General features: G+C 41.8%; 22 protein-coding genes. 14 read left to right on the plus strand and 8 right to left on the minus strand.

What is annotated here, in order from left to right:
• The first annotated feature begins 36 nt into the window (after positions 1-36).
• Genes moaC through KDW99_RS09435 form a run of 3 tightly spaced genes read left to right on the plus strand, consistent with a single transcriptional unit; the run spans position 37 to position 1,216 of the window.
• Positions 37-519, plus strand: a complete 483-nt coding sequence (gene moaC, locus KDW99_RS09425; RefSeq protein ID WP_255829047.1) for a cyclic pyranopterin monophosphate synthase MoaC — start codon at positions 37-39, stop codon at positions 517-519.
• A complete protein-coding gene (locus KDW99_RS09430; RefSeq protein WP_255829048.1) occupies positions 512-766 on the plus strand; it encodes a MoaD/ThiS family protein in 255 nt (84 codons plus the stop codon). The genes moaC and KDW99_RS09430 overlap by 8 nt, the downstream gene beginning before the upstream one ends.
• The gene (locus KDW99_RS09435; RefSeq protein WP_255829049.1) at positions 767-1,216 is read left to right on the plus strand and encodes a molybdenum cofactor biosynthesis protein MoaE; all 450 of its coding nucleotides are present in this window, start codon (positions 767-769) and stop codon (positions 1,214-1,216) included.
• A gap of 86 nt (positions 1,217-1,302) precedes the next feature.
• Here the strand turns inward: KDW99_RS09435 and KDW99_RS09440 are convergent, their stop codons facing one another.
• A complete protein-coding gene (locus KDW99_RS09440) occupies positions 1,303-2,550 on the minus strand; it encodes a tyrosine-type recombinase/integrase (protein WP_255829050.1) in 1,248 nt (415 codons plus the stop codon).
• A 332-nt stretch (positions 2,551-2,882) separates the two neighbouring features.
• Here KDW99_RS09440 and KDW99_RS09445 point away from each other — a divergent pair, with 332 nt between their 5' ends.
• From KDW99_RS09445 to KDW99_RS09455, 3 genes are read left to right on the plus strand one after another with little or no spacing between them, the layout of a single operon-like run.
• Entirely contained in the window at positions 2,883-3,158 is a 276-nt protein-coding gene (locus tag KDW99_RS09445) for a hypothetical protein (RefSeq protein WP_255829051.1), read from the plus strand.
• Positions 3,159-3,211: 53 nt separating this feature from the next.
• Positions 3,212-3,484 carry a hypothetical protein gene (locus KDW99_RS09450; RefSeq protein ID WP_255829052.1) on the plus strand — a complete coding sequence of 91 codons (273 nt, stop codon included), beginning with the start codon at positions 3,212-3,214 and terminating at the stop codon, positions 3,482-3,484.
• A 50-nt stretch (positions 3,485-3,534) separates the two neighbouring features.
• On the plus strand, positions 3,535-3,816 hold the full coding sequence (locus KDW99_RS09455) for a hypothetical protein (protein ID WP_255829053.1): 282 nt from the start codon (positions 3,535-3,537) through the stop codon (positions 3,814-3,816).
• A gap of 65 nt (positions 3,817-3,881) precedes the next feature.
• On the opposite strand, the gene KDW99_RS09460 is transcribed toward KDW99_RS09455, so the two are convergent.
• On the minus strand, positions 3,882-5,312 hold the full coding sequence (locus KDW99_RS09460; RefSeq protein ID WP_255829054.1) for a M48 family metallopeptidase: 1,431 nt from the start codon (positions 5,310-5,312) through the stop codon (positions 3,882-3,884).
• 35 nt (positions 5,313-5,347) lie between these two features.
• Between KDW99_RS09460 and KDW99_RS09465 the strand changes: the two genes are divergently transcribed.
• Together KDW99_RS09465 and KDW99_RS09470 are read left to right on the plus strand one after the other, a co-directional pair.
• Positions 5,348-5,593: a sulfurtransferase TusA family protein gene (locus tag KDW99_RS09465; protein ID WP_255829055.1), complete on the plus strand. Its 246-nt coding sequence runs from the start codon at positions 5,348-5,350 to the stop codon at positions 5,591-5,593.
• Positions 5,594-5,605: 12 nt separating this feature from the next.
• Positions 5,606-6,667, plus strand: coding sequence for an AI-2E family transporter (locus KDW99_RS09470; RefSeq protein WP_255829056.1), 1,062 nt, complete (start codon positions 5,606-5,608; stop codon positions 6,665-6,667).
• A gap of 82 nt (positions 6,668-6,749) precedes the next feature.
• On the opposite strand, the gene KDW99_RS09475 is transcribed toward KDW99_RS09470, so the two are convergent.
• Entirely contained in the window at positions 6,750-8,375 is a 1,626-nt protein-coding gene (locus KDW99_RS09475) for an alpha-glucosidase (RefSeq protein ID WP_255829057.1), read from the minus strand.
• A gap of 201 nt (positions 8,376-8,576) precedes the next feature.
• Here KDW99_RS09475 and KDW99_RS09480 point away from each other — a divergent pair, with 201 nt between their 5' ends.
• A complete protein-coding gene (locus KDW99_RS09480; protein WP_255829058.1) occupies positions 8,577-9,728 on the plus strand; it encodes an MFS transporter in 1,152 nt (383 codons plus the stop codon).
• Between the two features lie 22 nt (positions 9,729-9,750).
• Here the strand turns inward: KDW99_RS09480 and KDW99_RS09485 are convergent, their stop codons facing one another.
• Entirely contained in the window at positions 9,751-10,632 is an 882-nt protein-coding gene (locus tag KDW99_RS09485; RefSeq protein WP_255829059.1) for a LysR family transcriptional regulator, read from the minus strand.
• A 93-nt stretch (positions 10,633-10,725) separates the two neighbouring features.
• On the opposite strand from KDW99_RS09485, the gene leuC reads away from it, so the two are divergent.
• From leuC to asd, 4 genes are all read left to right on the plus strand, one after another.
• A complete protein-coding gene (gene leuC, locus KDW99_RS09490) occupies positions 10,726-12,153 on the plus strand; it encodes a 3-isopropylmalate dehydratase large subunit (RefSeq protein ID WP_255829060.1) in 1,428 nt (475 codons plus the stop codon).
• Positions 12,154-12,162: 9 nt separating this feature from the next.
• The gene (gene leuD, locus KDW99_RS09495; RefSeq protein WP_255829061.1) at positions 12,163-12,813 is read left to right on the plus strand and encodes a 3-isopropylmalate dehydratase small subunit; all 651 of its coding nucleotides are present in this window, start codon (positions 12,163-12,165) and stop codon (positions 12,811-12,813) included.
• 46 nt (positions 12,814-12,859) lie between these two features.
• The gene (gene leuB / locus KDW99_RS09500) at positions 12,860-13,939 is read left to right on the plus strand and encodes a 3-isopropylmalate dehydrogenase (protein ID WP_255829062.1); all 1,080 of its coding nucleotides are present in this window, start codon (positions 12,860-12,862) and stop codon (positions 13,937-13,939) included.
• A 78-nt stretch (positions 13,940-14,017) separates the two neighbouring features.
• Entirely contained in the window at positions 14,018-15,136 is a 1,119-nt protein-coding gene (asd, locus tag KDW99_RS09505) for an aspartate-semialdehyde dehydrogenase (RefSeq protein WP_255829063.1), read from the plus strand.
• A gap of 74 nt (positions 15,137-15,210) precedes the next feature.
• On the opposite strand, the gene KDW99_RS09510 is transcribed toward asd, so the two are convergent.
• Together KDW99_RS09510 and KDW99_RS09515 are read right to left on the minus strand one after the other, a co-directional pair.
• Positions 15,211-15,966: a DUF3307 domain-containing protein gene (locus tag KDW99_RS09510; RefSeq protein ID WP_255829064.1), complete on the minus strand. Its 756-nt coding sequence runs from the start codon at positions 15,964-15,966 to the stop codon at positions 15,211-15,213.
• Positions 15,959-16,609, minus strand: a complete 651-nt coding sequence (locus KDW99_RS09515) for a hypothetical protein (RefSeq protein ID WP_255829065.1) — start codon at positions 16,607-16,609, stop codon at positions 15,959-15,961. Before KDW99_RS09515 ends, KDW99_RS09510 begins: the two co-directional genes overlap by 8 nt.
• Positions 16,610-17,175: 566 nt before the next feature.
• Here KDW99_RS09515 and hpf point away from each other — a divergent pair.
• Positions 17,176-17,568, plus strand: a complete 393-nt coding sequence (gene hpf, locus KDW99_RS09520; protein ID WP_255829066.1) for a ribosome hibernation-promoting factor, HPF/YfiA family — start codon at positions 17,176-17,178, stop codon at positions 17,566-17,568.
• 191 nt (positions 17,569-17,759) lie between these two features.
• Here hpf and KDW99_RS09525 read toward each other — a convergent pair whose 3' ends face one another.
• On the minus strand, positions 17,760-20,561 hold the full coding sequence (locus tag KDW99_RS09525; protein WP_255829067.1) for a bifunctional aconitate hydratase 2/2-methylisocitrate dehydratase: 2,802 nt from the start codon (positions 20,559-20,561) through the stop codon (positions 17,760-17,762).
• A gap of 244 nt (positions 20,562-20,805) precedes the next feature.
• Positions 20,806-22,563, minus strand: a complete 1,758-nt coding sequence (locus KDW99_RS09530) for an SUMF1/EgtB/PvdO family nonheme iron enzyme (protein ID WP_255829068.1) — start codon at positions 22,561-22,563, stop codon at positions 20,806-20,808.
• Positions 22,564-22,578: the final 15 nt, after the last annotated feature.

The raw sequence follows: 22,578 nt of genomic DNA on the forward strand, positions 1-22,578 counted from the left end.
GACATTTTTAATCTATGTACACTGTTTAGGATTTTTATGAGCGATACACTTACCCATTTAGATAGTCAGGGACATGCACATATGGTTGATGTCTCGGACAAAGACATGACGAAGCGCACGGCCACTGCTCAAGCTACACTTTTAATGCAACCAACCACACTTACAAAAATCATTGAAGGTGGTTTGCCAAAAGGTGATGTGTTGGCTACTGCTCGTATTGCCGGTATTCAAGCGGCAAAAAAAACATCGGATTTGATACCCCTGTGTCATCCTCTGATGTTAACCAAGGTGACGGTTGATATTAATGTCATCAGTGATTGTGAGCTGGAAGTGTTATGTACCTGCTCACTATCTGGTAAAACAGGTGTTGAGATGGAGGCGCTCACTGGTGCGAGTATCGCTGCACTGACGCTTTATGATATGTGCAAAGCGGTGGATAAAGGCATAATTATTCAGAATGTGTCTTTGTTAGAAAAAAAAGGTGGTAAGAGCGGTGATTGGAGCAAAGGAAATGTCTAAAGTGAAAGTGGTTTTTTTTGCGTCGCTTAAAGAAAGTATTGGCCAGAATGAATACGTAGCAGAGTTAGCACTACCATTGAGTCTAGGCGAATTAAAGCAGCAATTGGCGAATGAATTAGATAAAGGGCAGGCGTTGTTGGAAAAAGGCATTCAATCTTCAATTGATTTTGAATTTGCCAGAGACGCTGATATTGTCCCTGAATCTGTCCATGAAGTGGCGTTTTTTCCACCCGTTACCGGAGGCTAAATGATTCTTGTACAAGAAGAAGATTTTCAAGTTGATGCTTTGTATAACAGTTTATTGACAGCCAATAAAACCGGTGCTGTTGCTATGTTCGTTGGTTTAGTGCGGCAGTTCTCTGATTTACCTAAAGAAGCGTGTAGTTTCGAACTTGAGCATTATCCAGGAATGACTGAGCGGAACTTGCAAGTTATTGTGGACGAAGCTAATTCTCGTTGGCCTTTATTAGACGTTTGCGTTGTACACCGTGTGGGTCGTTTGTCGGTTGATGATCAGATTGTTTTTGTTGGTGTAAGCGCCTCTCATCGGGCTGAAGCTTTTCAAGCGTGTGATTTTATAATGGACTACCTAAAAAGCCGAGCGGCGTTTTGGAAGAAAGAGTCCCAGGGCTCACAAAGTCATTGGGTTGAAGCCAATACTAATGACGAGGAAAGTCTGGAGCGCTGGTCTAAATAGCATAATGCTAAATGAACCGCATCGCGATAAGGCACTAGGAATTATATCCTAATAGATTAAAGCGATGTGCTTGGTAGCTTCAACTATTAATGGGGGCGTAGCGTTTTTTTTCGGCCACTGGCGTGGCGTTCTCGATACTCTGTATCAATGTATTTATCGGTTGTTGCCATGCTCGCATGGCCAGCGTCTTCTCTGACGTGCTCTTTTGGTCTCGTCTTCACGTCTTCTGATATGCCTGTGTGTCTTAACCAGTGGACCGTTGCGACGCGTAGATCATCTGCATCGGCTTTCATGCCATCTTCACACATGCGCTCATATGCTCTATCAAAACAGAATTGAACGATGTTACGAACTTGTCTCGAGCTTGTCATTGCACCTTGGCCACGATTTTTAGGTACGAGCGGTGTGTTTTCTGCAATGGTGGGAAGTAATGGTAGATCACGGAACTGTCGATAGCGTTTTAACGCATTTAACATATCATCAGAGACAGCAACAAGGCGTTCTTTATTACCCTTTGAAAGGACTTTAAACCACCAATGTCCATCGGCGTCTTTTATAAAATCACCCATTGTTGGCGCAGAGCGTTCATCAGCGACAAGTTCAGAAATTCGTAAATACATACCGAGTAGGGCGTTCATGATAAATAGAGTGCGTTCGTGATGTGCTGGGTCTTCTTCCGCCAACATTTCAGCGGTTTCGATTACATAATCCCATTGTAAATTTGAAATTCGTCTTACTTGTTTGCGAGTCACTTCTTTTTTTACAAATTTACTTTTTTGTCGAATCAATGCCACTGGGTTTTGTTGTGCTGCGTCCTCTTGCATAAGGAAACCATAGTAAGACGACAATATTGAAAACGTTGCTCTTATGGCTGCTTGAGATAATGAATGCAGTTTGGTTTTTGGTACATCACCATTTTTAAACTCTAATTTACTTACATGGGCGACAAATGGTCGCCAATCTTTATTAGCGATTCTTTGTCCCATGTGGAGCTTAAAACGAGCGACGTTTTTAATACCGATCCAGTTTTCTGGAGGGGTAATACAAAAATGTATGAATTCTTCGATCTGATCACGGCGTAATTCAGTGGTAGGGCTGTTGGCTATATGCCATGACCAAAGCAGTAGTCGCTCAACTTCTCGACGATACGAGTTAAAAGTAGCCTGTGATCCGTTGTAACTGTAGATAAAGCATAGAGCGAGTTGGAGGTCTCTTCGGTATTCAGGGTCATTAAGGTGAGGTGTAGAGCCTTTCAAATGATCAACAATGCTATCAAATTGAGTAAAAGGGTTAGGTAAATGTTCTAAATTATCGATTAAGGCAAGTGGTGTCATAGTCTTATATATCCAAACAGATGGTCTATTTTAGCAAAATTTTCGATCTATCCCTATCGATTTGCCCCTTTATCCCTATTTAACCTGTCACAGCCGTCGATTCTTGTCTTTTTATTCCTTATTTAACACCACTTTGACCTTATTTATTTTGATACGTGCCTATTTTGTGTGATTTTTATGCAATCTGACGTTTATTAATTCGTATTTGAAACAACAGTGGAAGGTAGGGTTTTGGGCTTTTTAATTTTTTGTAAAGGACTATTATGAACTTATCGAAACGCAAAACGAATTAAATTTTAAATACAAACTTCTACTCTCATAAGGAGATTAATATGAAAACTTTTACTAAAACAACTTTGGCTTTATTAACTGCAGCTGTAATGACAACTTCTGCATTTGCTAATGACACTGTGGAAGAACGTTTACAGAGTGCAAAAGGTAGTGTTGAAGCATTGGGTACCACATTAGAAAACATGGGTGCTGACGTTGATACTAGTGTTGACTTGAGTGGCGCATATACTTTTAGCCAAAAAGCGGCTGTTTATAATGCTAAACACGAAGAATTACAACGTCAGTTTGATGACTTACATAACCAAACAGCAGAGTAATCAAACACAAGAAACTTCTTGTTTAAAAATACTTAATTTAAAAGGTGAATGTTATGAAAAATCTACACAAAACTATTCTTACTCTAGTAACTGCTTCCGTAATGACAACCGCTGCTTTTGCTGAAACTGGTACAGAACGAGTGCAAAGTGCAAAAGGTAGTGTTGAAGCATTGGGTACAACTCTTGAAAATATGGGTGCCAATGTTGATACCAGCGTTGACTTGAATGGTGCTTATACTTTTGATCAAAAAGCGGCTGTTTACAATGCAAAACATGCTGAATTACAAGATCAATTTGATTCATTACATGCTCAGTCAGCTGAATAATAACCCCATATTATTTAAGTAACTTTATATTATTGAAAAAGGATATTACCATGAAAACGTTAAGTAAAACCGTTCTCGCTTTAGTAACTGCATCTGTTATGGCCACTAGCGCTTTTGCAGCTTCAGATGAAAGCCCAAGTGATCGTATTCAAAGTGCAAGAGGTGGTGTAGAAGCACTTGCTGTAACTCTTGAAAACATGGGTGCTGATGTTGATGCGTCTGTTAACTTAAAAGGTGCTTACACTGTTGATCAGAAAGTATCGCTATACAATGCTAAGCATGCTGAATTGCAGGCAGAGTTTGATACTCTACATGCACAAGCAGCAGAATGATGCTGACTTGTTGTCAATAAAAAAGCCAAACTATTAGGTTTGGCTTTTTTATGTCTGTTTAAATATTATCTATTTAATCTAAAATTCTCCTCTTCTAAATCTTCCTGTTTTTCTGCTTCGTTTATTCTTTTAAAATAGTTCTCTGTGCTCTGGATGAGATTTTTATCATTGTGATGCGCGTCATTTTCTGCACGTTTAATAAGATATTGAGCTGTTTTGTCTTTACCTTGGCTAAAGTCTAATAGGGCCCGATAATTCAGAGCCATAGGTATATTGTTTCTGGATTGATAGTATTGAATATTAGCCCGCCATATCAAACGTTTTTCATACAAATAATCAGACCGAACGTTAGTAGGCTTTGAATGGGTTAGCTGTGAATACAACATTGAAAACATAATATTTTTTGGCTCAAGATCCAACCTCATGTTGATTATTTTTAGTCCTTCCTCGGTTTGACCGGATGCAGCATAGCTTAGTGCTTGAAGGTAATCGGTAAATTGGTTGTGATTTTCTAGTTTAGTTAAATAATCTAAAGCTCGAATAGGTGATTGAATAAGGTAAGAAAATAGCCCTTTGGCGAAAATTTTAGTATCATTATCTTGGATGTTTTGATCTAAATAAGAATAAGGTTTATCTTCAATGCCTGCTCTGTACGCTAACAGGCTTGCTCTAAAGAACTCAAAATTGCTTGTTCTTCTATTGCTTAATATTGTTCCTTTGGTTTCTGCATTAAAAGAATCAGACATTCTTGAGTCTGGTGAAGGGTGACTTGATAAAAATTCCAGTTTTGGTCTTCCCAAGGCTTGCTTAAAGAAAGCCTGAAAGAGTTTAGTCATGCCTTCTGGGTCAAGCCCTGCATTGATTAGATATTCACGACCACGACGATCGGCTTCTTGTTCTTGGTTACGGCTGTAGGTTAAAGTGTTCTCTGCTTGGTTGGCTATCCCCCCTAACCAGAGTGCGGTAGTTGCATCCGAACCTGCGCCGGCTAAAGCCGCAGCGATGCCTGCTCCCAGCATAACCATTGTTTTTTGTAATTCTTCACCAGAATGTTTGGTTTGCCGCTCATAGTGTCGAAGATCTAAATGGGCAATTTCGTGCCCAAGTAAGCCGAATAGCATGTCTTCGCTGGTAATCATCTCCATAATATCGGAATAAATGAACAGATGATTGCCCGGAATGACAAAGGCATTACTTTTGGAGCTGTTTAGCAAGGTCATTTCGACTGTGGTGTTGTAAAGGTTAGTTTGCGGAAGAATTTGAGATAACGCATTTTTTAGGTAATCGTAGGCTGGTGGGAAATCGATTAATGCTCGACTGCCATTGAGTTTTCTAAACCAATGTTGCCCTAAAATATAAGATGGGTTCGATAAGGCTCTTTCGTCTTTGTTTGCCTCCAGATCAGGAATGCCTGCAGAGCTAATAGTAGATAAAGTGCTTGTAAAAACAACGGCTAAGATGGTTAAGCCTGTTGTAACGTTTAAAAATAGTCTCATAATATGGCTAATGCATTTATTGGGTAAGTTATAAAATGGCGGTTAATCTAGGTAATCAGTATGACGCAATCTTGGATGCAAGAGAAGATCGTTGCCCAATGCCTTTATTAAAGGCAAAAATGGCGTTAAGTCAGATGGCGGTGGGGGAGCGTTTGTGTGTGACAACATGTGATGCAGGTTCTTTAAAAGACATTCCTCAATACGTTGCGTTAGTTGGATTTTCTCTATTGTCAAAATCAGAAGACAATGATGTGTACACCTTTGTGATTCAAAAAAGCTAAAACGGACTCAATATGTTTAAAATTGTTGATACGCTGATTAAGCGGTATTTTTCTAATGAAGAAGTAGTCGTCTTTATTTTACTAATGGTTGCTACCCTATGTGTTTTGGCATTTTGGGGAGGGATTTTAGCACCTATCTTGATTGCTATTGTTTTAGCCTTTTTATTGCAAGGGTTGGTTGAAAGGCTACAACGGCTTAGGTTAGGTCATCTTCCGTCTGTTTTTATTGTATTTTTTACCTTTTTAACAGCATGCAGCGTTTTTATCGGCTTTATGGTGCCAATTGTATGGCGTCAAGCGGTACGACTTGTTCAAGATGCACCGAGGATGTTTACCGTTATTAGAGATGAGGTGCTGCATTTTGCGCAAGGACATAGTGACTTGGTTAGCCAAGCAGCTATAGATGAAATAACCAACTCGCTGGCTAATGAGTCAACCAGCCTTGGGCAATGGTTGCTGTCCTTTTCACTGGCAAGTATTCCATCATTATTTTCGGTTGTCATTTATGTGGTTCTAGTACCTCTGGTGATTTTCTTCTTACTAAAAGACCAGCGCAAAATACTAAGCTATTTAACATCATGGCTGCCAAAAGAAAGAAAAATGATGCGTAATATCGCGCATGAAATGAATGATCAGATAGCGAATTATATTCGTGGTAAGTTTATTGAGATGCTTGTCGTTGGCGTAGTGACCTACATTGTCTTTTTAGTGTTTGGTTTGAAGTACGCAGAACTGTTGGCATTGCTGGTTGGATTATCTGTACTGATTCCTTATATAGGAGCAGCGGCCGTGACCATTCCTGTTATCTTGGTGGCCTTCTATCAATATGGTACTCAGAGTGAGTTTATCTATGTGGTCATTGCCTATTTAATCGTACAGGCTTTGGATGGCAATGTGCTTGTCCCTCTGTTGTTTTCAGAAGCGGTGAACCTGCATCCTTTGGCCATTATTGTAGCGGTGTTATTTTTCGGCGGCATATGGGGGTTCTGGGGAATCTTTTTTGCGATTCCGTTAGCGACCTTGGTGAAAGCAATTATCAATGCTTGGCCAAGTCAAGAGCAGCTATCCTCTTAGTGCTTTCTTGTTCTAAATTTAAGTCCCGCTCCAACATGGTTGGTCGGGACTTTTTTTATGACTTTTATTTTATGCACAAATATTAGTCGGTAATAGAAGCCAATAAAATACTAAACGGAGCAAGGACAATGGTATTTCCATCTACATAGCCGCTGTGTATGGCTTCTGGCAACGTAAGGGGCGACAAATGAAGCTCGACCGGCAGGATGATGTCTTGGCTTGCGGTATTAATAGCGACATAAATGCGTTTGCCTTCATAGCTACGGATGAAGGTTAGGGTTGTTTCATCGTTATATAAAAACTCGATATTGCCATGGCGCAGTTCTGGGTGGCTGCGTCTAATATGTAGAAAATCACGATAGGCATGCAGCACCGAGTGGCGATTACCTTCCTGCTCACTCACTGCCATTGGGCGTTGGGATTCAGCAATAGGTAACCAAGCTTCTGCGGATTGAGTAAAGCCTCCTAACGTTTCATTTTTCCATGGAATAGGTGTTCTGCAGCCATCTCTGCCTTTAAATTCTGGCCAGAAATTAATTCCGAATGGGTCAACCAGTTGCTCAAAGGTCAGTTCAGCTTCCGGCAGGCCGAGTTCTTCGCCTTGATACAGACAAACACTACCGCGTAAGGTTAAAAGCATCGCCATATAAATTTTGCTTTTGGCGATTGGGTCATGATTCTTACCCCAGCGAGTCACTACGCGTTCTACGTCATGATTTCCAATTGACCAGCAAGGCCATCCATCGCCTAAACCTGCTTCTATCGTTTCCATGGTATTGCGAATGTGAGTCATAGAAGAATCATGCGTTAACAGATCGAACGAATAGCACATGTGCAGCTTGTCTTTACCTTGGGTGTACGCCGCCATGGTTTCTAGCGCAAAATCACATCCCACTTCACCCACAGTCGTTGTATTGGGGTATTGGTCTAATAAGCTGCGTAGACGTTGTAAAAAGGCAATGTTTTCGGGTCTGGATTTGTCATATAGGTGTAGCTGATAAGCGTATGGGTTGTCGAGTCTTACGCCAATACTGCCTTCGACGACTTCGTCTTTTGGTGGGTTATTTCTCAGTTCTATATCATGGTAATAATAATTCGCTGTGTCTAAACGGAAACCGTCTACACCGCATTTTAACCAGAATTCCACGGTTTCAAGTAAAGCATCCACAACGTCTGGATTGTGGAAATTTAAGTCTGGCTGACTGTCTAAGAAATTATGTAGATAATATTGTCTGCGACGACTGTCCCAATGCCATGCAGGGCCACCAAAGACAGATAACCAATTGTTAGGGACTGTGCCATCAGGGTTAGCGTCAGCCCAAATATACCAATCTGCTTTATCGTTATCGTGACTACTGCGCGATTCAACAAACCAAGGGTGTTGATCCGAGCTGTGGTTCAGTACTTGGTCAATCATCACTTTAAGACCATGATGATGAGCTGAGGCAATCAGTTCATCAAAATCGTCCAGGGTTCCAAAAATAGGATCGACACCGCAGTAGTCGGAAACATCGTAACCAAAATCTTTCATAGGTGAGGTGAAAAATGGTGATAACCAAATGGCATCGACACCTAGAGAAGCGATATAATGCATTTTTGCGGTAACGCCGGGAAGATCGCCAATGCCATCGTTATTTGAATCAAAAAAACTGCGAGGATAAACTTGGTAAATTACGGCTCCACGCCACCATTCTTGTTTGTCTGTCATGATTTCTCTCGCTTTAGATGGAAAATGTTTATTAGATCTTAGTCATACTCGGTTCTGATATTAGATCAGAGCTTTAGGGTATGTGTGGCGTCTTCTTTGGTGCTTTTTCTCATTATTTCCAGCATACTCAAACATTATTATTTATGCATAATTTTTATTGTCTTAGACGATAATAATCTTATTTTCTTCCTTGGAGACATGATGTTTTCTGAAAATGCTCGCCCTGTGGCTTGGCCTTTGTTCTTCTTTTACTTTTTTTTCTGTGCTGTTGTGGGCGTCATGATGCCTTATATCTCGATGTATTATAAATCGATTGGTTTAACTGCCTCCGAGATTGGCCGTTTGATGTCGACTTTTACATTATCTGGAATTTTGGTGCCTCATTTTTGGGGGTGGCTCACAGCAAAAGTTGGACTGCCAAAACGCATACTTCAAGTAGGAATTCTTGGTTGCTTCATTGCGGTTATTCCATTTAATTGGAGTAACCAATTCGAAACATTTTGGCTTTTGACCTGTACGATGGCCTTGTTTTATTCAGCCCTTATCCCGATGACTGATTCTCTGGCGGTGAGAAGTATTCGACGCTTGGATGTGCCTTATACGCGACTGAGAGTAGGCGGCTCGATTGGCTATGTATTTTCGGTAACAAGCGCCGGCTTTTTGATTGGACAATTTGGTGTTGGAATTGTTATTCCAACTATTTGTGTTTTTATGGCACTTGCTGTCGTGACGTCTTTTTTTCTTAAAGAGCAGGCCTATGAGGTCAACCAGCAAAAGGCAAGTGTTTCATTTTTGTCACTCGTTAAAAGCCCTGAATCCATACTGTTTTTCGTTTTAGCTTTTTTGGCATTTATGTCGCATGCGCCATTTAATGTGTTTTTTGCTGTGCATTTGTCTAACTTTGGCTACAGCGGTGAATCCATTGGTTTGCTTATGGCATTGGGTGTGGTGATTGAGATTTTTTTATTCTTATTTTTTGGTAATACGATTAAACGCTTCGATGTGGTTCATATTATTACGCTTTGTTTTATTTGCGGAATTGTTCGTTGGCTTCTGGTCGGGTGGTTTGCTTCTATTGCTTGGGTGCTTATTATTACTCAGCTGTTGCATTGTATTACGTTTGCTTTATTTCATATGGTATCGATTGATCAAATAAGACGTCTTTTTCCTGAGCGCTTTGCCGGGCAAGGCCAGGCTATGTACAGTGCATTTGCTATAGGTTTAGGTGGCGGACTTGGTATGGTGATTACGGGCTATTTATGGGAATGGTTGGGCGGAGCATGGGTTTTCACCCTCGCAGCTGGCGTGAGTGCGCTGGCATTAGCCATTCTTTTGCTTAGTCAGCGTCGTTAGTCTGTTTACCGATATCTATTTGCTATAAACAAGAGCCGTCGCTTTTTAATAATTCGATAAAGGCGATGGCGGCACGACTAAGCGTTCTTTGTTTGTGATGAATAACCCCCAGTTTTCTTTCTACGTTCAAATCCGGCAGGTTCAATACGGCTAACTTTTCGTCGACGAGTGTTGAGGGGAGTAACGACCATCCCCAACCAATATTGACTAGCATTGCTAGTGTTTCCAAGTTATTTGTATTCATTCTCACTTGAGGCTTCAGGCCTTGCTTGCCAAATGCCTGCTCTGCTATTTGTCTGGTAAAGGTGTTTTTATTGGGCAACACACAAGCATGTTGCGCTAATTCAATTAAGCTCAGGTTTTTAGAAAATGCGAGAGGGTGATCTTTACTGACCACGCATGCTAGTGGGTCTGACCAAATAGGCAATGACTCAATGAGCGGATTTTCTTTATTGGATAAGGTAATAACCCCTAACTCAGCGCGTCCTTTCAAAACATCTTGATAGGCTTCCTCTGATTGAACAAATTCAATTTCCAAGTGCGCACTGGGAAAATCTTCTTGAAATCGTTTTAGTGATTTAGGCAAGCGATGTAAGCCAACGTGATGGCTGGTGGATAGGCGTAATTCACCGCTTACGTCTTGCATTTGCAATGTCATGCTGCGTTTTATGTCTTGCAGATCTTCTGCCATTTTTCGAGCTTTGGGTAATAAGCGAATACCTGCTTCGGTTAATTGCACTTGTCGTCCAATGCGATCAAAAAGTTTTACACCAAGGCTGTTTTCGAGCGAAGCTACTCGTTTGCTAATGGCGGGTTGCGTAACAAAAAGTTGATCACCTGCTTCTGAAAACGAGCTGGTTTCAGCGACTTTTATAAAGGTTAGTAGCTCTGCGATGTCTATCATTCCAAAAAATTATCCAAAACATGAAAAATATGAATTTGAGTAATTTAAGCCAAAGTTTTAGGATAGCGCAATAGATTTCTGAGGAGAGAACTTATGTCAGCGAAAACCCTTTATGACAAGTTGTGGGATAGCCACCTTGTTCAGCAACGAGATGACGGTAGTGCATTGATTTATATTGATTTACAACTACTTCATGAAGTGACTTCACCACAGGCTTTTGAAGGTCTTCGATTGGCAGGACGTAAGCCTTGGCGCGTGTCTTCAAGCTTAGCAACGCCAGACCATAATGTTCCTACGACTAAGAAAGAACGTATTTCTGGTGTAGATGGTATTGAAGACCCAGTTTCTAAAATCCAAGTAACCACGTTGGATGATAACTGTAACGAATTCGGTATCACTGAATTCAACATGAAAGATATTCGCCAAGGAATCGTGCACGTTGTTGGGCCAGAGCAGGGTGCGACGCTTCCAGGTATGACAGTAGTGTGTGGTGATTCTCACACATCGACTCATGGTGCCTTTGGTGCTTTGGCACATGGTATTGGTACCTCTGAAGTTGAGCATGTATTAGCTACTCAGTGTTTGGTGCAGAAGAAAAGCCGCAACATGTTGGTTCGTGTTGATGGTGAATTGTCACCATGGGTCTCTGCTAAAGACGTTGTCTTAGCGATTATCGGTGCGATTGGTACCGCCGGTGGTACAGGTTATGCGATTGAGTTTGGCGGTACAGGTATTCAGTCTTTGTCTATGGAAGGTCGTATGACTGTCTGTAATATGGCTATCGAAGCGGGCGCTCGTGTTGGTTTGATTGCAGTAGACGAGACCACTATTGAATACGTTAAAGGTCGTCCTTATGCACCAAAAGGTGACCATTGGGATATGGCGGTAGAAGCATGGAAAGATCTTGTTTCTGATAAAGAGGCGCAATTTGATGAAGTGGTTGTAATCAAATCGGAAGACATCAAGCCACAAGTGACTTGGGGAACGTCGCCAGAAATGGTTATTGCTATTGATGAGGCGATTCCTCGTGCAGAAGATCAGAAAGACCCAGTGAAGAAAGAAGGTTATGCACGCGCTTGGAAATACATGGGCCTTGAAGGTAAAACTATGCTTTCCGATATCGTTCTAGATCGAGTTTTCATTGGTTCTTGTACAAACTCACGCATTGAAGATCTTCGTATTGCAGCGCAAGTAGTTAAAGGCCGTAAAGTGGCAACGACTCTTAAGCAAGCGATCGTCGTTCCTGGTTCTGGCTTGGTAAAAGCGCAAGCTGAAAAAGAGGGTTTGCACGAGATTTTCGAAGCCGCTGGATTAGAATGGCGTGAGCCAGGTTGTTCTATGTGTTTGGCAATGAACGCTGACAAGCTAGGTGCTGGCGAACATTGTGCGTCTACTTCCAACCGCAACTTTGAAGGTCGTCAAGGTTTTGGTGGTCGTACGCATTTGGTGAGTCCAGCAATGGCAGCGGCAGCAGCGATTGCAGGCCACTTTGTTGATGTTAATGAGTTTGTTAAACACTAGGAGAACAGTATGCGTCCTTTTACTAAACATACAGGTCTAGCCGCTCCTTTGGATTTGGCGAACGTTGATACTGATATGATCATTCCAAAACAGTTTTTGAAATCCATAAAACGTACTGGTTTTGGGAAAAATTTATTTGATGAACTGCGTTATGAAGACGAAGGTCAACCAGACCAAGAATGCGATGGTCGTCCTATTCGTCAGGATTTTGTGTTAAACCAAGATCGTTACAAAGGCGCGAGTGTGTTATTAGCGCGTCAGAACTTTGGTTGTGGTTCTAGTCGTGAACACGCGCCTTGGGCATTAGATGATTACGGTTTCCGCACGATTATTGCACCAAGCTTTGCCGACATTTTCTATAACAACTGCTTCAAAAATGGCTTGTTGCCTATCGTTTTACAAGCAGAAGAAGTAGATCAATTATTTGCAGAAGTAGCCTTGCGTGAAGGCGCAGAAATTATTGTCGATCTTGAAAATCAAACTGTAACCTCGCCTTCTGGTGCGACATTCGAGTTCAACGTGGATAATTTCCGTAAACATTGTTTGTTGAATGGTTTAGACGATATCGGCTTAACGTTACAGCAAGATTCTGCGATTCGTCGCTATGAAGAAAAACGCATGAATGATGCGCCGTGGCTTTTCTTGTCACGCGGTCAGTAGTTTCCAAAACAACATATTAGAAGACAGATTTTTTAAAGGGTTTAACATGACTAAGAATGTATTGGTATTGCCGGGTGACGGTATAGGTCCTGAAATCGTAGCGCAAGCGGTGCGCGTTTTGGATGCAGTGAATGAACAGTTTTCATTGAATATTCAGCATGAGAGCGCTTTAGTCGGTGGTTCTGCTTATGATGAGACTGGTTCTCCATTGCCAGAAGCGACATTAGCTAAAGCTAAAACCGCAGACGCGATTTTGCTTGGTGCGGTTGGCGGTCCTAAGTGGGACAAGTTAGACATGTCAGTTCGCCCTGAAAAAGGCTTACTTGGCTTGCGCTCTAACCTAGAGTTATTTTCGAATCTTCGTCCTGCGATTCTATACCCACAGTTAGCTGATGCGTCTAGCTTGAAGCCAGAAATCGTTGCTGGCTTGGACATCCTAATTGTTCGCGAACTAACAGGCGGCATTTACTTTGGGCAGCCTCGTGGTATTCGCACGTTAGAAAATGGTGAGCGAGAAGGTTTTAACACTTATGTTTACAGCGAATCAGAGATTCGTCGTATTGGACGTTCTGCTTTTGAAGCGGCTCGCCAACGTGGTAAGCGTGTTTGCTCAATTGATAAGTCCAACGTGTTAGAAGTGACTGTGCTTTGGAAAGAAGTCATGGAAGAAGTGGCGAAAGAGTATCCAGACGTCGAATTGACTCATATGCTAGTCGATAATGCTGCTATGCAGCTTGTTCGTGCACCAAAACAGTTTGATGTAATGGTTACTGGCAATATGTTTGGTGATATCCTTTCTGATGCTGCTGCCATGTTGACAGGTTCTATTGGTATGCTACCTTCTGCTTCACTAAATGCTGAAGGTCGCGGTATGTATGAGCCATGTCACGGTTCTGCACCAGACATCGCAGGTAAAGGAATCGCTAACCCATTGGCGACAATTTTGTCAGTTGCTATGATGTTGCGTTATTCTTTAGACGCCAAAGATGCGGCGGACGCGATTGAAGCGGCAGTCAGCAAGGTTCTGGATCTAGGTCTTAGAACGGCAGATATTGCATCAGAAGGATGCGAAACTGTTAGTACGCAAGCCATGGGCGATGCCGTTCTAGCAGCATTAAAAGCTTAATATCATAACGATATTGGGTATTCATTAGGGATACTGCTCTTGGTATGAGTGGCCCCACAAAAAAAGGTAACGTTAACCATGTCAAAACAAGCTGTAGGTTTAGTCGGATGGCGCGGAATGGTCGGTTCCGTGTTGATGCAACGCATGATGGAAGAAAAAGACTTTGATCATATTGATCCAGTTTTCTTCACTACATCTCAAACGGGGCAGAAAGGTCCAGAAATTGGTAAAGATATTCCATTACTTCAAGATGCAAGCGACATTGAAGCATTGAAAAAGATGGATATTATTATTACCTGTCAAGGCGGGGATTACACCAAGGCTATTTACCCACAGTTGCGTAATGCTGGTTGGAAAGGTTACTGGATCGATGCGGCATCTTCTCTACGTATGGATAAAGATGCCATTATCGTACTTGACCCAGTTAACTTGGATGTTATTAAACAAGGTTTAACGAGTGGCGTTAAAACTTTTGTTGGTGGCAATTGTACTGTTAGCTTGATGCTATTGGCGCTAGGTGGGTTGTTTGAAAAAGGTCATATCGAATGGATGACTTCTATGACTTACCAAGCGGCGTCTGGTGGCGGTGCTCGTCATATGCGTGAGCTGATCAATCAGATGGGTATGCTGCAAGGCTCGGTTGCTAGTGAGCTTGCAGATCCTGCCAGTGCGATTCTTGAGATCGATCGTAAGGTCGCAGAAACAATGCGTTCTGGTACGCTTCCAACAGATCAGTTTGGTGTGCCTCTAGCGGGTTCTTTGATTCCTTATATCGATAGCCAGCTTGATAACGGCCAGAGCCGTGAAGAGTGGAAAGCACAAGCTGAAGCGAACAAGATCCTAGGTATCGACGGCAACCCAATTCCAGTTGATGGCCTGTGTGTTCGTATCGGTGCAATGCGTTGCCATAGTCAGGCATACACCATCAAACTGAACAAAGACATTCCGGTGGCGGATATCGAAGGCTTGCTTGCTGAGCACAACCAGTGGGTTGATGTTGTACCAAACGATAAAGAAGCAACAATGCAGCGTTTAACACCAACTGTAGCGACTGGCACGCTTGGTATTCCAGTGGGTCGTATTCGTAAGCTGAACATGGGGCCTGAATACATTAGTGCTTTCTCAGTGGGTGACCAATTGCTATGGGGTGCTGCTGAGCCACTACGTCGTATGCTGCGCATCCTAATTGAAGACTAATTATCGTTTCTAATGAATCATAAAAACCCGCTTAAGCGGGTTTTTTTATGTCTTAATAAAGGTGTTGAAATGGGTTATTCGACGCCTATGTCTAAGCCTAGTATCACCAGTATCCCTATTAGAGTTGTCATAACCACAGACACTAATGATCCAATTAACATGTATTCAGCCATGCTCCGATCGCTTGATTTATTTAGCTCACCAAATCTGAAGATTGATTTAGCCGCTAATACAAAGCCTATAGCAGCGTAGCTGCCCACTAGAGTGAAAGTTAGTATCAATATTCTCTCTAAGTAACCAATTAATTCGCCGCCAGCAACCAATCCGTTAACACTTTCTTTCTCGCCTCCTGAAATCGGGTATTTGCTTAAAATGCAGCCGATTGCGACAGAGGTAGGTTTAAGTATCAGTAAGTAAGCAAAGGTGATCATGGTAGCTTCTGGTAACTGATCATGTTGTAGTAGTTCAGTAATGGTGATGCTGTCAGTGATGTAAAAAGCTGTAATGATAAATACTAGTACATGCAATATTTGGTCAATGGCGAAGCGTGAAAAGGCGTCACCTTTTGATGTGCTGACTTTCCATAGATCGATGGCGAAATGAGTAATGGTAACAATCGAGATGATACTAGCAATGTTAATCCAGTCGATCTTTAGGGCTAACGCAGGGATGAGTAATGCCACGCCATGTAAAATCGAATGCAAATAGAGCTTTGGTGATCTGTGTTTTTTTTCTTCCTTTTCTTTTATCCAATGCTTTGGTTGGAGGTAAAAGTCACAAAGGGTATGGATCAGTAAAAATGACACGAGTAGGGTGCTAAAATCAGACATCTTTAAGCCTTGTTACTTGGTTTATAAATAGACTATTTAGTTCACTTATAAGCGGCCACCCTGATGCTTTAAGAGATTTGCTGGCCGTCGCTGTGGCAATCCCGAGTTTATCCGCAAGTTCGCTCACAGACAAAACTTCATGATTGCGTAACATGGGAACTAATACGGCACATTGTCGAGATGTTAGTTCGGTGAGCTGTTTATCTAGATATTTGAAGAGTAGCTCAAAGCGCTCTGTCAGTTCTAGACGCTCTGAGTGAAAAATGAAGCGGTCATTTTTCAGGGCTTTTAATCCCCGACCAGATAAAACAAAAGCTTCTCCCATTGACTCTGAGACTGAGGCGCGCAAGTCAGCGTTAGATGCAATAGCAAAGCTAATACGGCTTTCAAAGGCTTTGCCAAGCGCTTTGATGCCAATTCGATATAGAATTGCGTATCTCAGAGCGTTGTTAATATCATGTATGACTGTCTGGAACTCATCTCCGCGTTCAATGCTATGAAGGTTAGAGTCGTTCCCTTTGTTGATCCACGCTTGGATATCTTTGATTCGTTGCAATAGTTGTTCGAATTCATCAGAAGTAAGTTTGGTTGAGCCAACAACATCACCGCTTATCACGGCAATAGGTTTAACTGTCTGCTTCATGCGATGTCCTCTTAAGTTGATAAGAGTAATTTAGCCGTTTATGACTAAAAATACAAATTTAGCCAAATTGGGCTAATAAATATCGATTAGCTATTTATGGCTAATTATAACGGAATTGCTATTTTAGCCTAATGAAACGATAAGTATCTGACTTGTGGCTGCGATTAGCATTTTTTATAGGATTATGGCCAGAAGAGTAGTATTTCATCGCTCAATTGCTTCTGGGGCTGCTACACTGATTTAAATAGGAGATGACATCCATTGAATTGCTGCCTTTTTTATTGATAAAACTAAAGCTTGCTATGGGTGTCAAAACTTATTATTTTATCTATACCGTATTGAAATATATTTTCAATAGAAGATTTATGGTATTGATATATAAAGTATTTAAGGGTGTTGTGTAAGTTTTTTTGATTGCTGTGTTTTGTTCATGATCTTGAGCAAGTATTTACATTCTAGGCATTGAAATTAAACGCAAGTACCCATAGATTATAAGTAAGAGCAGCAGAGGAGTAACAAGACTTAAGTTAATAAAAAAACCTGACCAAAACAGAAGGAAATTCTCTATGTATACATTGAATATTAGCGGTCACCACGTCCAATCTGGTGAAGAAGTTCAAGAAGTAGTAAAAGATAAAATGGATCACTTGGCGCGTATCAATAATCAGATTACCACCATTAATGTGACCTTAAATACAGAGAAGCATGGGACTCATGAATTAATAGTAGAAGCCAGTGTTCATATTCCTGGTCATGACCTTTTTGCAATGGTTCAAACAGAAAAACAACTTAAACCTGCCCTTGACCTGTTAGTTGGCAAGTTGGAAAAACAGTTAATTAAACATAAAGCGAAGCATGCTGGTCGACAGCACCACATTAACGCTAAGGATGTAGAAAGTCCTGTAGAGCGTCAGTTACAAGCGGAATTTGATGAGCTTGTTGAGCGCGAAGTTATTTAAGCTAACAAAACCTTCTAGGAAGAAGCCTCGCTTATAGCGGGGCTTTTTTGTGCCTGTATAAAATTGGATAAATTATATTTGCCTGCATGAGCGAGGGAAAGCAGAGAAAGGATAGCCAGATTAAGGTAAATAAAAAAAGCGACGCCTTGAGCGTCGCTTTTCTATATCACACACTATTTAATCGGTAATGATTAAATATTAGTTGCAGGAATAAACTCTACAGGAGCCATTGTCATGGCATCTAGCGGTGGAGCGAAGTCAGTAAGCGTAATGCCATCAACCGCTGCTTTGTATTCTTCCAAGGTTGGGAAACGTCCCAATATTGTAGAAAGTACAACGACTGGAGTAGAGCCAAGTAAGGATTCACCTTTCTTCTCTGTGGAGTCTGCAACAACACGGCCTTGGAAAAGACGAGTTGAAGTTGCAATAACCGTATCACCAGGCTCTGCTTTTTCTTGGTTACCCATGCATAGGTTACATCCAGGGCGCTCCAAGTACATGATGTTTTCGTATTTAGTACGTGCTTCACCTTTTGGCTTAGCGTCGTCAAATTCGAAACCAGCGTATTTTTTCAGGATATCCCAGTCGCCTTCCGCTTTTAATTCATCAACGATGTTATACGTTGGTGGAGCAACAACTAAAGGCACTTTGAATGATACGCTACCGTTTTGTTTTTCAAGATTACGCAACATCTGAGCGATGATTTGCATGTCACCTTTGTGAACCATACAAGAACCAACAAAACCAAGATCGACAGGCTTATCTTTGTAGAAAGATACTTGGCGAATTACGTCATGAGTGTAACGCTTAGATACGTCATCATTGTTTACATCTGGATCGGCAATCATTGGCTCAATGATTTCGTCAAGGTCAACGACTACGTCAGCGTAGTACTTAGCATTGTTATCAGGAACTAGCGCTGGTTGCTCGCCAGAAGTGATACCTGCAATACGCTTGTCAGCAAGAGCAATCAAGCCGTGAAGCGTTTGAGCTTCATTTTCCATGCCTTTATCAATCATGATCTGAATGCGTTTTTTAGCTAGTTCAAGAGATTGAATAAGAGTCTTATCTTGAGAAATACAGATAGAAGCTTTCGCTTTCATCTCAGCAGTCCAGTCAGTAAAGGTAAACGCTTGGTCAGCCATCAATGTACCGATGTGTACTTCGATTACACGGCCTTGGAATACGTTTTCTCCGCCAAACTGTTTCAGCATTTGAGCTTGCGTAGCGTGAACAACGTCACGGAAATCCATGTAGCTCTTCATTTCACCCTTAAAGGTTACTTTGACAGATTCAGGGATTGGCATAGTCGCTTCGCCTGTTGCCAATGCAAGAGCAACGGTTCCAGAGTCAGCACCAAAAGCAACGCCTTTAGACATACGTGTATGAGAGTCACCACCAATGATGATCGCAGTGTCATCAACAGTAATGTCATTCAATACTTTATGAATAACGTCTGTCATTGGAGGGTAAACGCCTTTTGGATCACGACCAGTGATTAATCCAAATTTGTTCATGAAAGACATCAGTTTTGGAATGTTAGCTTGCGCTTTAGAATCCCATACAGACGCTGTGTGACAACCTGATTGGTAAGCACCATCAACACTAGGGGAAATAACGGTGGCCGCCATAGACTCTAGTTCTTGCGCAGTCATCAAACCAGTCGTATCTTGTGAACCGACGATGTTTACTTTAACGCGCACATCAGATCCAGCATGAAGCGCTTTTTTAGATTTTACACCCACTGCATTTTTGTTGAAGATTTTCTCAACAGCCGTTAGGCCTTGATTATCCTTCGATATTTCTTGCGCTGGCGCATAAACAGTTGGTGTTGGTATACCTAGCGTTTCAGCAGCAAAGGTTTGTAGTTTCTTACCGAATACCACAGCGTAGGAGCTGCCGGCTTTCATGAATTCAACTTGTTGAGGTGTAAAAGCAGAAGAAACATCAACCAGCTCTTTATCGCCGTTGTAAAGTTTCTTTTCTTTAGTGTTGATGGTTAAAACAGTGCCAGTTTCAACAGAGTAGGTTTGCTCAAGAATTGTGTCACCATTAGCATCAAGAACAGGCTTGCCATTGGCATCTACTTTCTTAACCCAGTTTTTAAGGTCTAGACCAATACCGCCGGTAACGCCTACCGTCGTCATGAAAATAGGGGAGATACCGTTTGTGCCAGCTACAACAGGAGCAAAGTTCACGAATGGGATGTATGGGCTCGCTTGTTGGCCAGCCCAAAGTGCCACGTTATTCACACCAGACATACGTGAAGAGCCAACACCCATTGTGCCTTTTTCAGCGATAAGCATGACTTTCGCATTTGGGTGTTTGACTTGTAGTGCTTTGATCTCTTGCTGAGCTTGAGGAGTAATCATGCACTTGCCATGAAGTTCACGGTCAGAGCGAGAGTGAGCTTGGTTACCTGGGGAAAGTAAGTCTGTAGAAATATCACCTTCCGCAGCAATGTAAGTGACAACTTCAATTTCTTCGCTGATGTCAGGAAGCTTAGTGAAGAACTCAGCTTTGGCATAGCTTTCTAGAATCTCTTTAGCAATGCTGTTGCCAGCGTTATAAGCTGACTCTAAGCGTTCCATATCCGCTTCGTACAAGAATACTTGAGTTTTTAATACTTCAGCGGCTGGCGTTGCAATAGCGGAATCATCAGACAATGCAAGGTCAATCAACACTTCTACAGAAGGGCCGCCTTTCATGTGAGAAAGTAACTCTAGAGCAAATTCAGGCGTGATTTCTTTTACACTGGTTTCGCCTAAGATGATTTCTTTCAAGAACTTGGCTTTTACAACTGCAGCGCTTGTTGTGCCTGGTAAAGTGTTATAGATGAAAAAGGAAAGAGATTCTTTGCGGTGCTCATGGTCAGCATCTTTGATTTGATCAATGATTTCAGTTAATAAGTCAGCACCATCAATTGGTTTAGGATGCAATCCTTGGCTTTTACGATTCTCTATTTCTTGTAAGTACTCTAAATATAAGCTCATTTGCACCTCTGAATAATAATTTACGAAAATGTTATGTCTAACAATATGCTTCTAGCGTATTAATCTCCCTTAGATTTCATTTTCGATTTATCGATTGTAATGTTAGAAAACGCAGACTTGTTTTCAATTGAAAACAAGTCGTACAAAATTCTTCTCATTTTTTGATGCACTTATTTTATAGAAAAAAAGTGCTAAAGACTTACTGTGCACCATAACAATTTCGAATAGGTGACATTTAGCGGAATTATTCTGATTTGGCCACGTCATCAGATTGCTGAATAATCCTTACTACTCTAAAGCCCCAATTGCTGGCTTTTAAATCGGGCTGAGCTCTATATCGAGTCGAGCTCCTACCTACTCTTGGGATATCAAACCAAGAACCACCACGCAACACTCTGTTGTCGCATTGGTTTGCTAGCCAAACTTGGTTTTTAGTTGGTGCGCCTTCATAGGTGTCGTGATAGCAATCTTCAACCCACTCTGCGACATTACCGTGCATATCGAATAAGCCTAGTGGATTACTTGCCTGGCTGCCAACTGGAGCCGAAGATATGCCGTCCCACTGGCTTCCGCAGCTGTCGCAAACGCTGTAACCTTGCTTAACATTGTCGCCATACCAGAAGGCTGTATCAGAATCGGCCCTTGCTGAATATTCCCATTCAATTTCTGTTGGTAGGCGATATTCGGCGTTTGTTTCATTGGATATCCATGCCGTGTAGGCTTTTGCGTCGTACCAACTAATGTTGATAGCGGGGCGTTGACCTCGTCCCCAACCGTTGTCAGGTGGTAGTTCTCTGTTTGTTGCTTTGGCAAACTTGTCGTATTGATCAAAGGTGACTTCATATTTACTAATATAAAAGCCATTGGGTATGTCAACCTCATGAGCTGGTTTCTCGTTGTCGTCCCCCATATGACCTTGATCGCCCATGATAAATGTGGCCGGAGGAATTTTTTCTACTTTTGGCGCTGTTCCACCGGATTTGAGTGGTTCTTCTAAAATTTGCGGTAACGACTCAAAAGGTGTTTTTACTTCAATTTCAGGTTGAACTGCTTCAGGTGCTGCGACAACTTTCTGGGGCGGTGTTGCTTCTGGCCATAACAGAACAGCAGCGATAAGACCTGTGGTGACAATAGCGCCGGCACCTATAGTGATAGGAGATAGAGAGCGAACATAGCGCTTAACGGCTCGCTTAGTATTGGAGCTATCACTGACTTCTGGTTTGTATAAATTAGCTCGAATGATTCGAATCACTTCAGCTAAGGATTTAGGCCTGTGGCGTTCACTGTCACGACTCCATTTCAGTAAACGGCTCCATGTGGCTTCACTTAAATTAGGGTGAGTATCAGGTAAGCCAGTGGCGAAATCTTTATCAAGAATAGATTCACCCAATAACGCTGCCATCAAAAGCCGCATAAAAGCGAAACTGTCTGAAGTTGCGCTACGTTGTTGCTCCTTTTTTAAATACTCTGGCGGGAAGAAGCGAGGGTCCATTTCACTGTCTTCAATTCGTTTCATCCAGTTATGAGCACCAAATCCTGTCATCAAACCTAAGCCATTAACGACATGAATGGAGCTCAAATCCAAATGGCCATGAAAAAGGCCATTGCGATGAACTTGATCCAATGCTTTAGCTATGTTGTCGAATAAACTAATGACAACATTAAGCGGTGCTCCATCAGGGTATTTACCTAAAAAGCTATAGAGGTTCTCGCCACCACAAACCGCTGAGCATGAGAATACCCACAAATTAGAATAAAACGGCGGATAGTTTGGGGTGATTGCGGGATGTTTTACGCTGGCATATTTCCTAGCATTTTGTAAGAAATCTTCTACTTTGCCTTTGTTCGATTGAAAGAAACGCAAGACAAAAGGGCGCCCACCTTGATCCGCAACCCAAGTGGTTTTATAGCTATCCATAGGGTAATTTAAAACATACGGATCGAGCTCGACGCCAACATGTTGGCCAATTTTTAGTTTTGTAGGGTCATAAAAATCATTCATTACGAATTTGATATC

It is taken from the genome of Marinomonas rhizomae (assembly GCF_024397855.1).
GTDB classification, from domain to species: Bacteria; Pseudomonadota; Gammaproteobacteria; order Pseudomonadales; family Marinomonadaceae; genus Marinomonas; species Marinomonas rhizomae_A.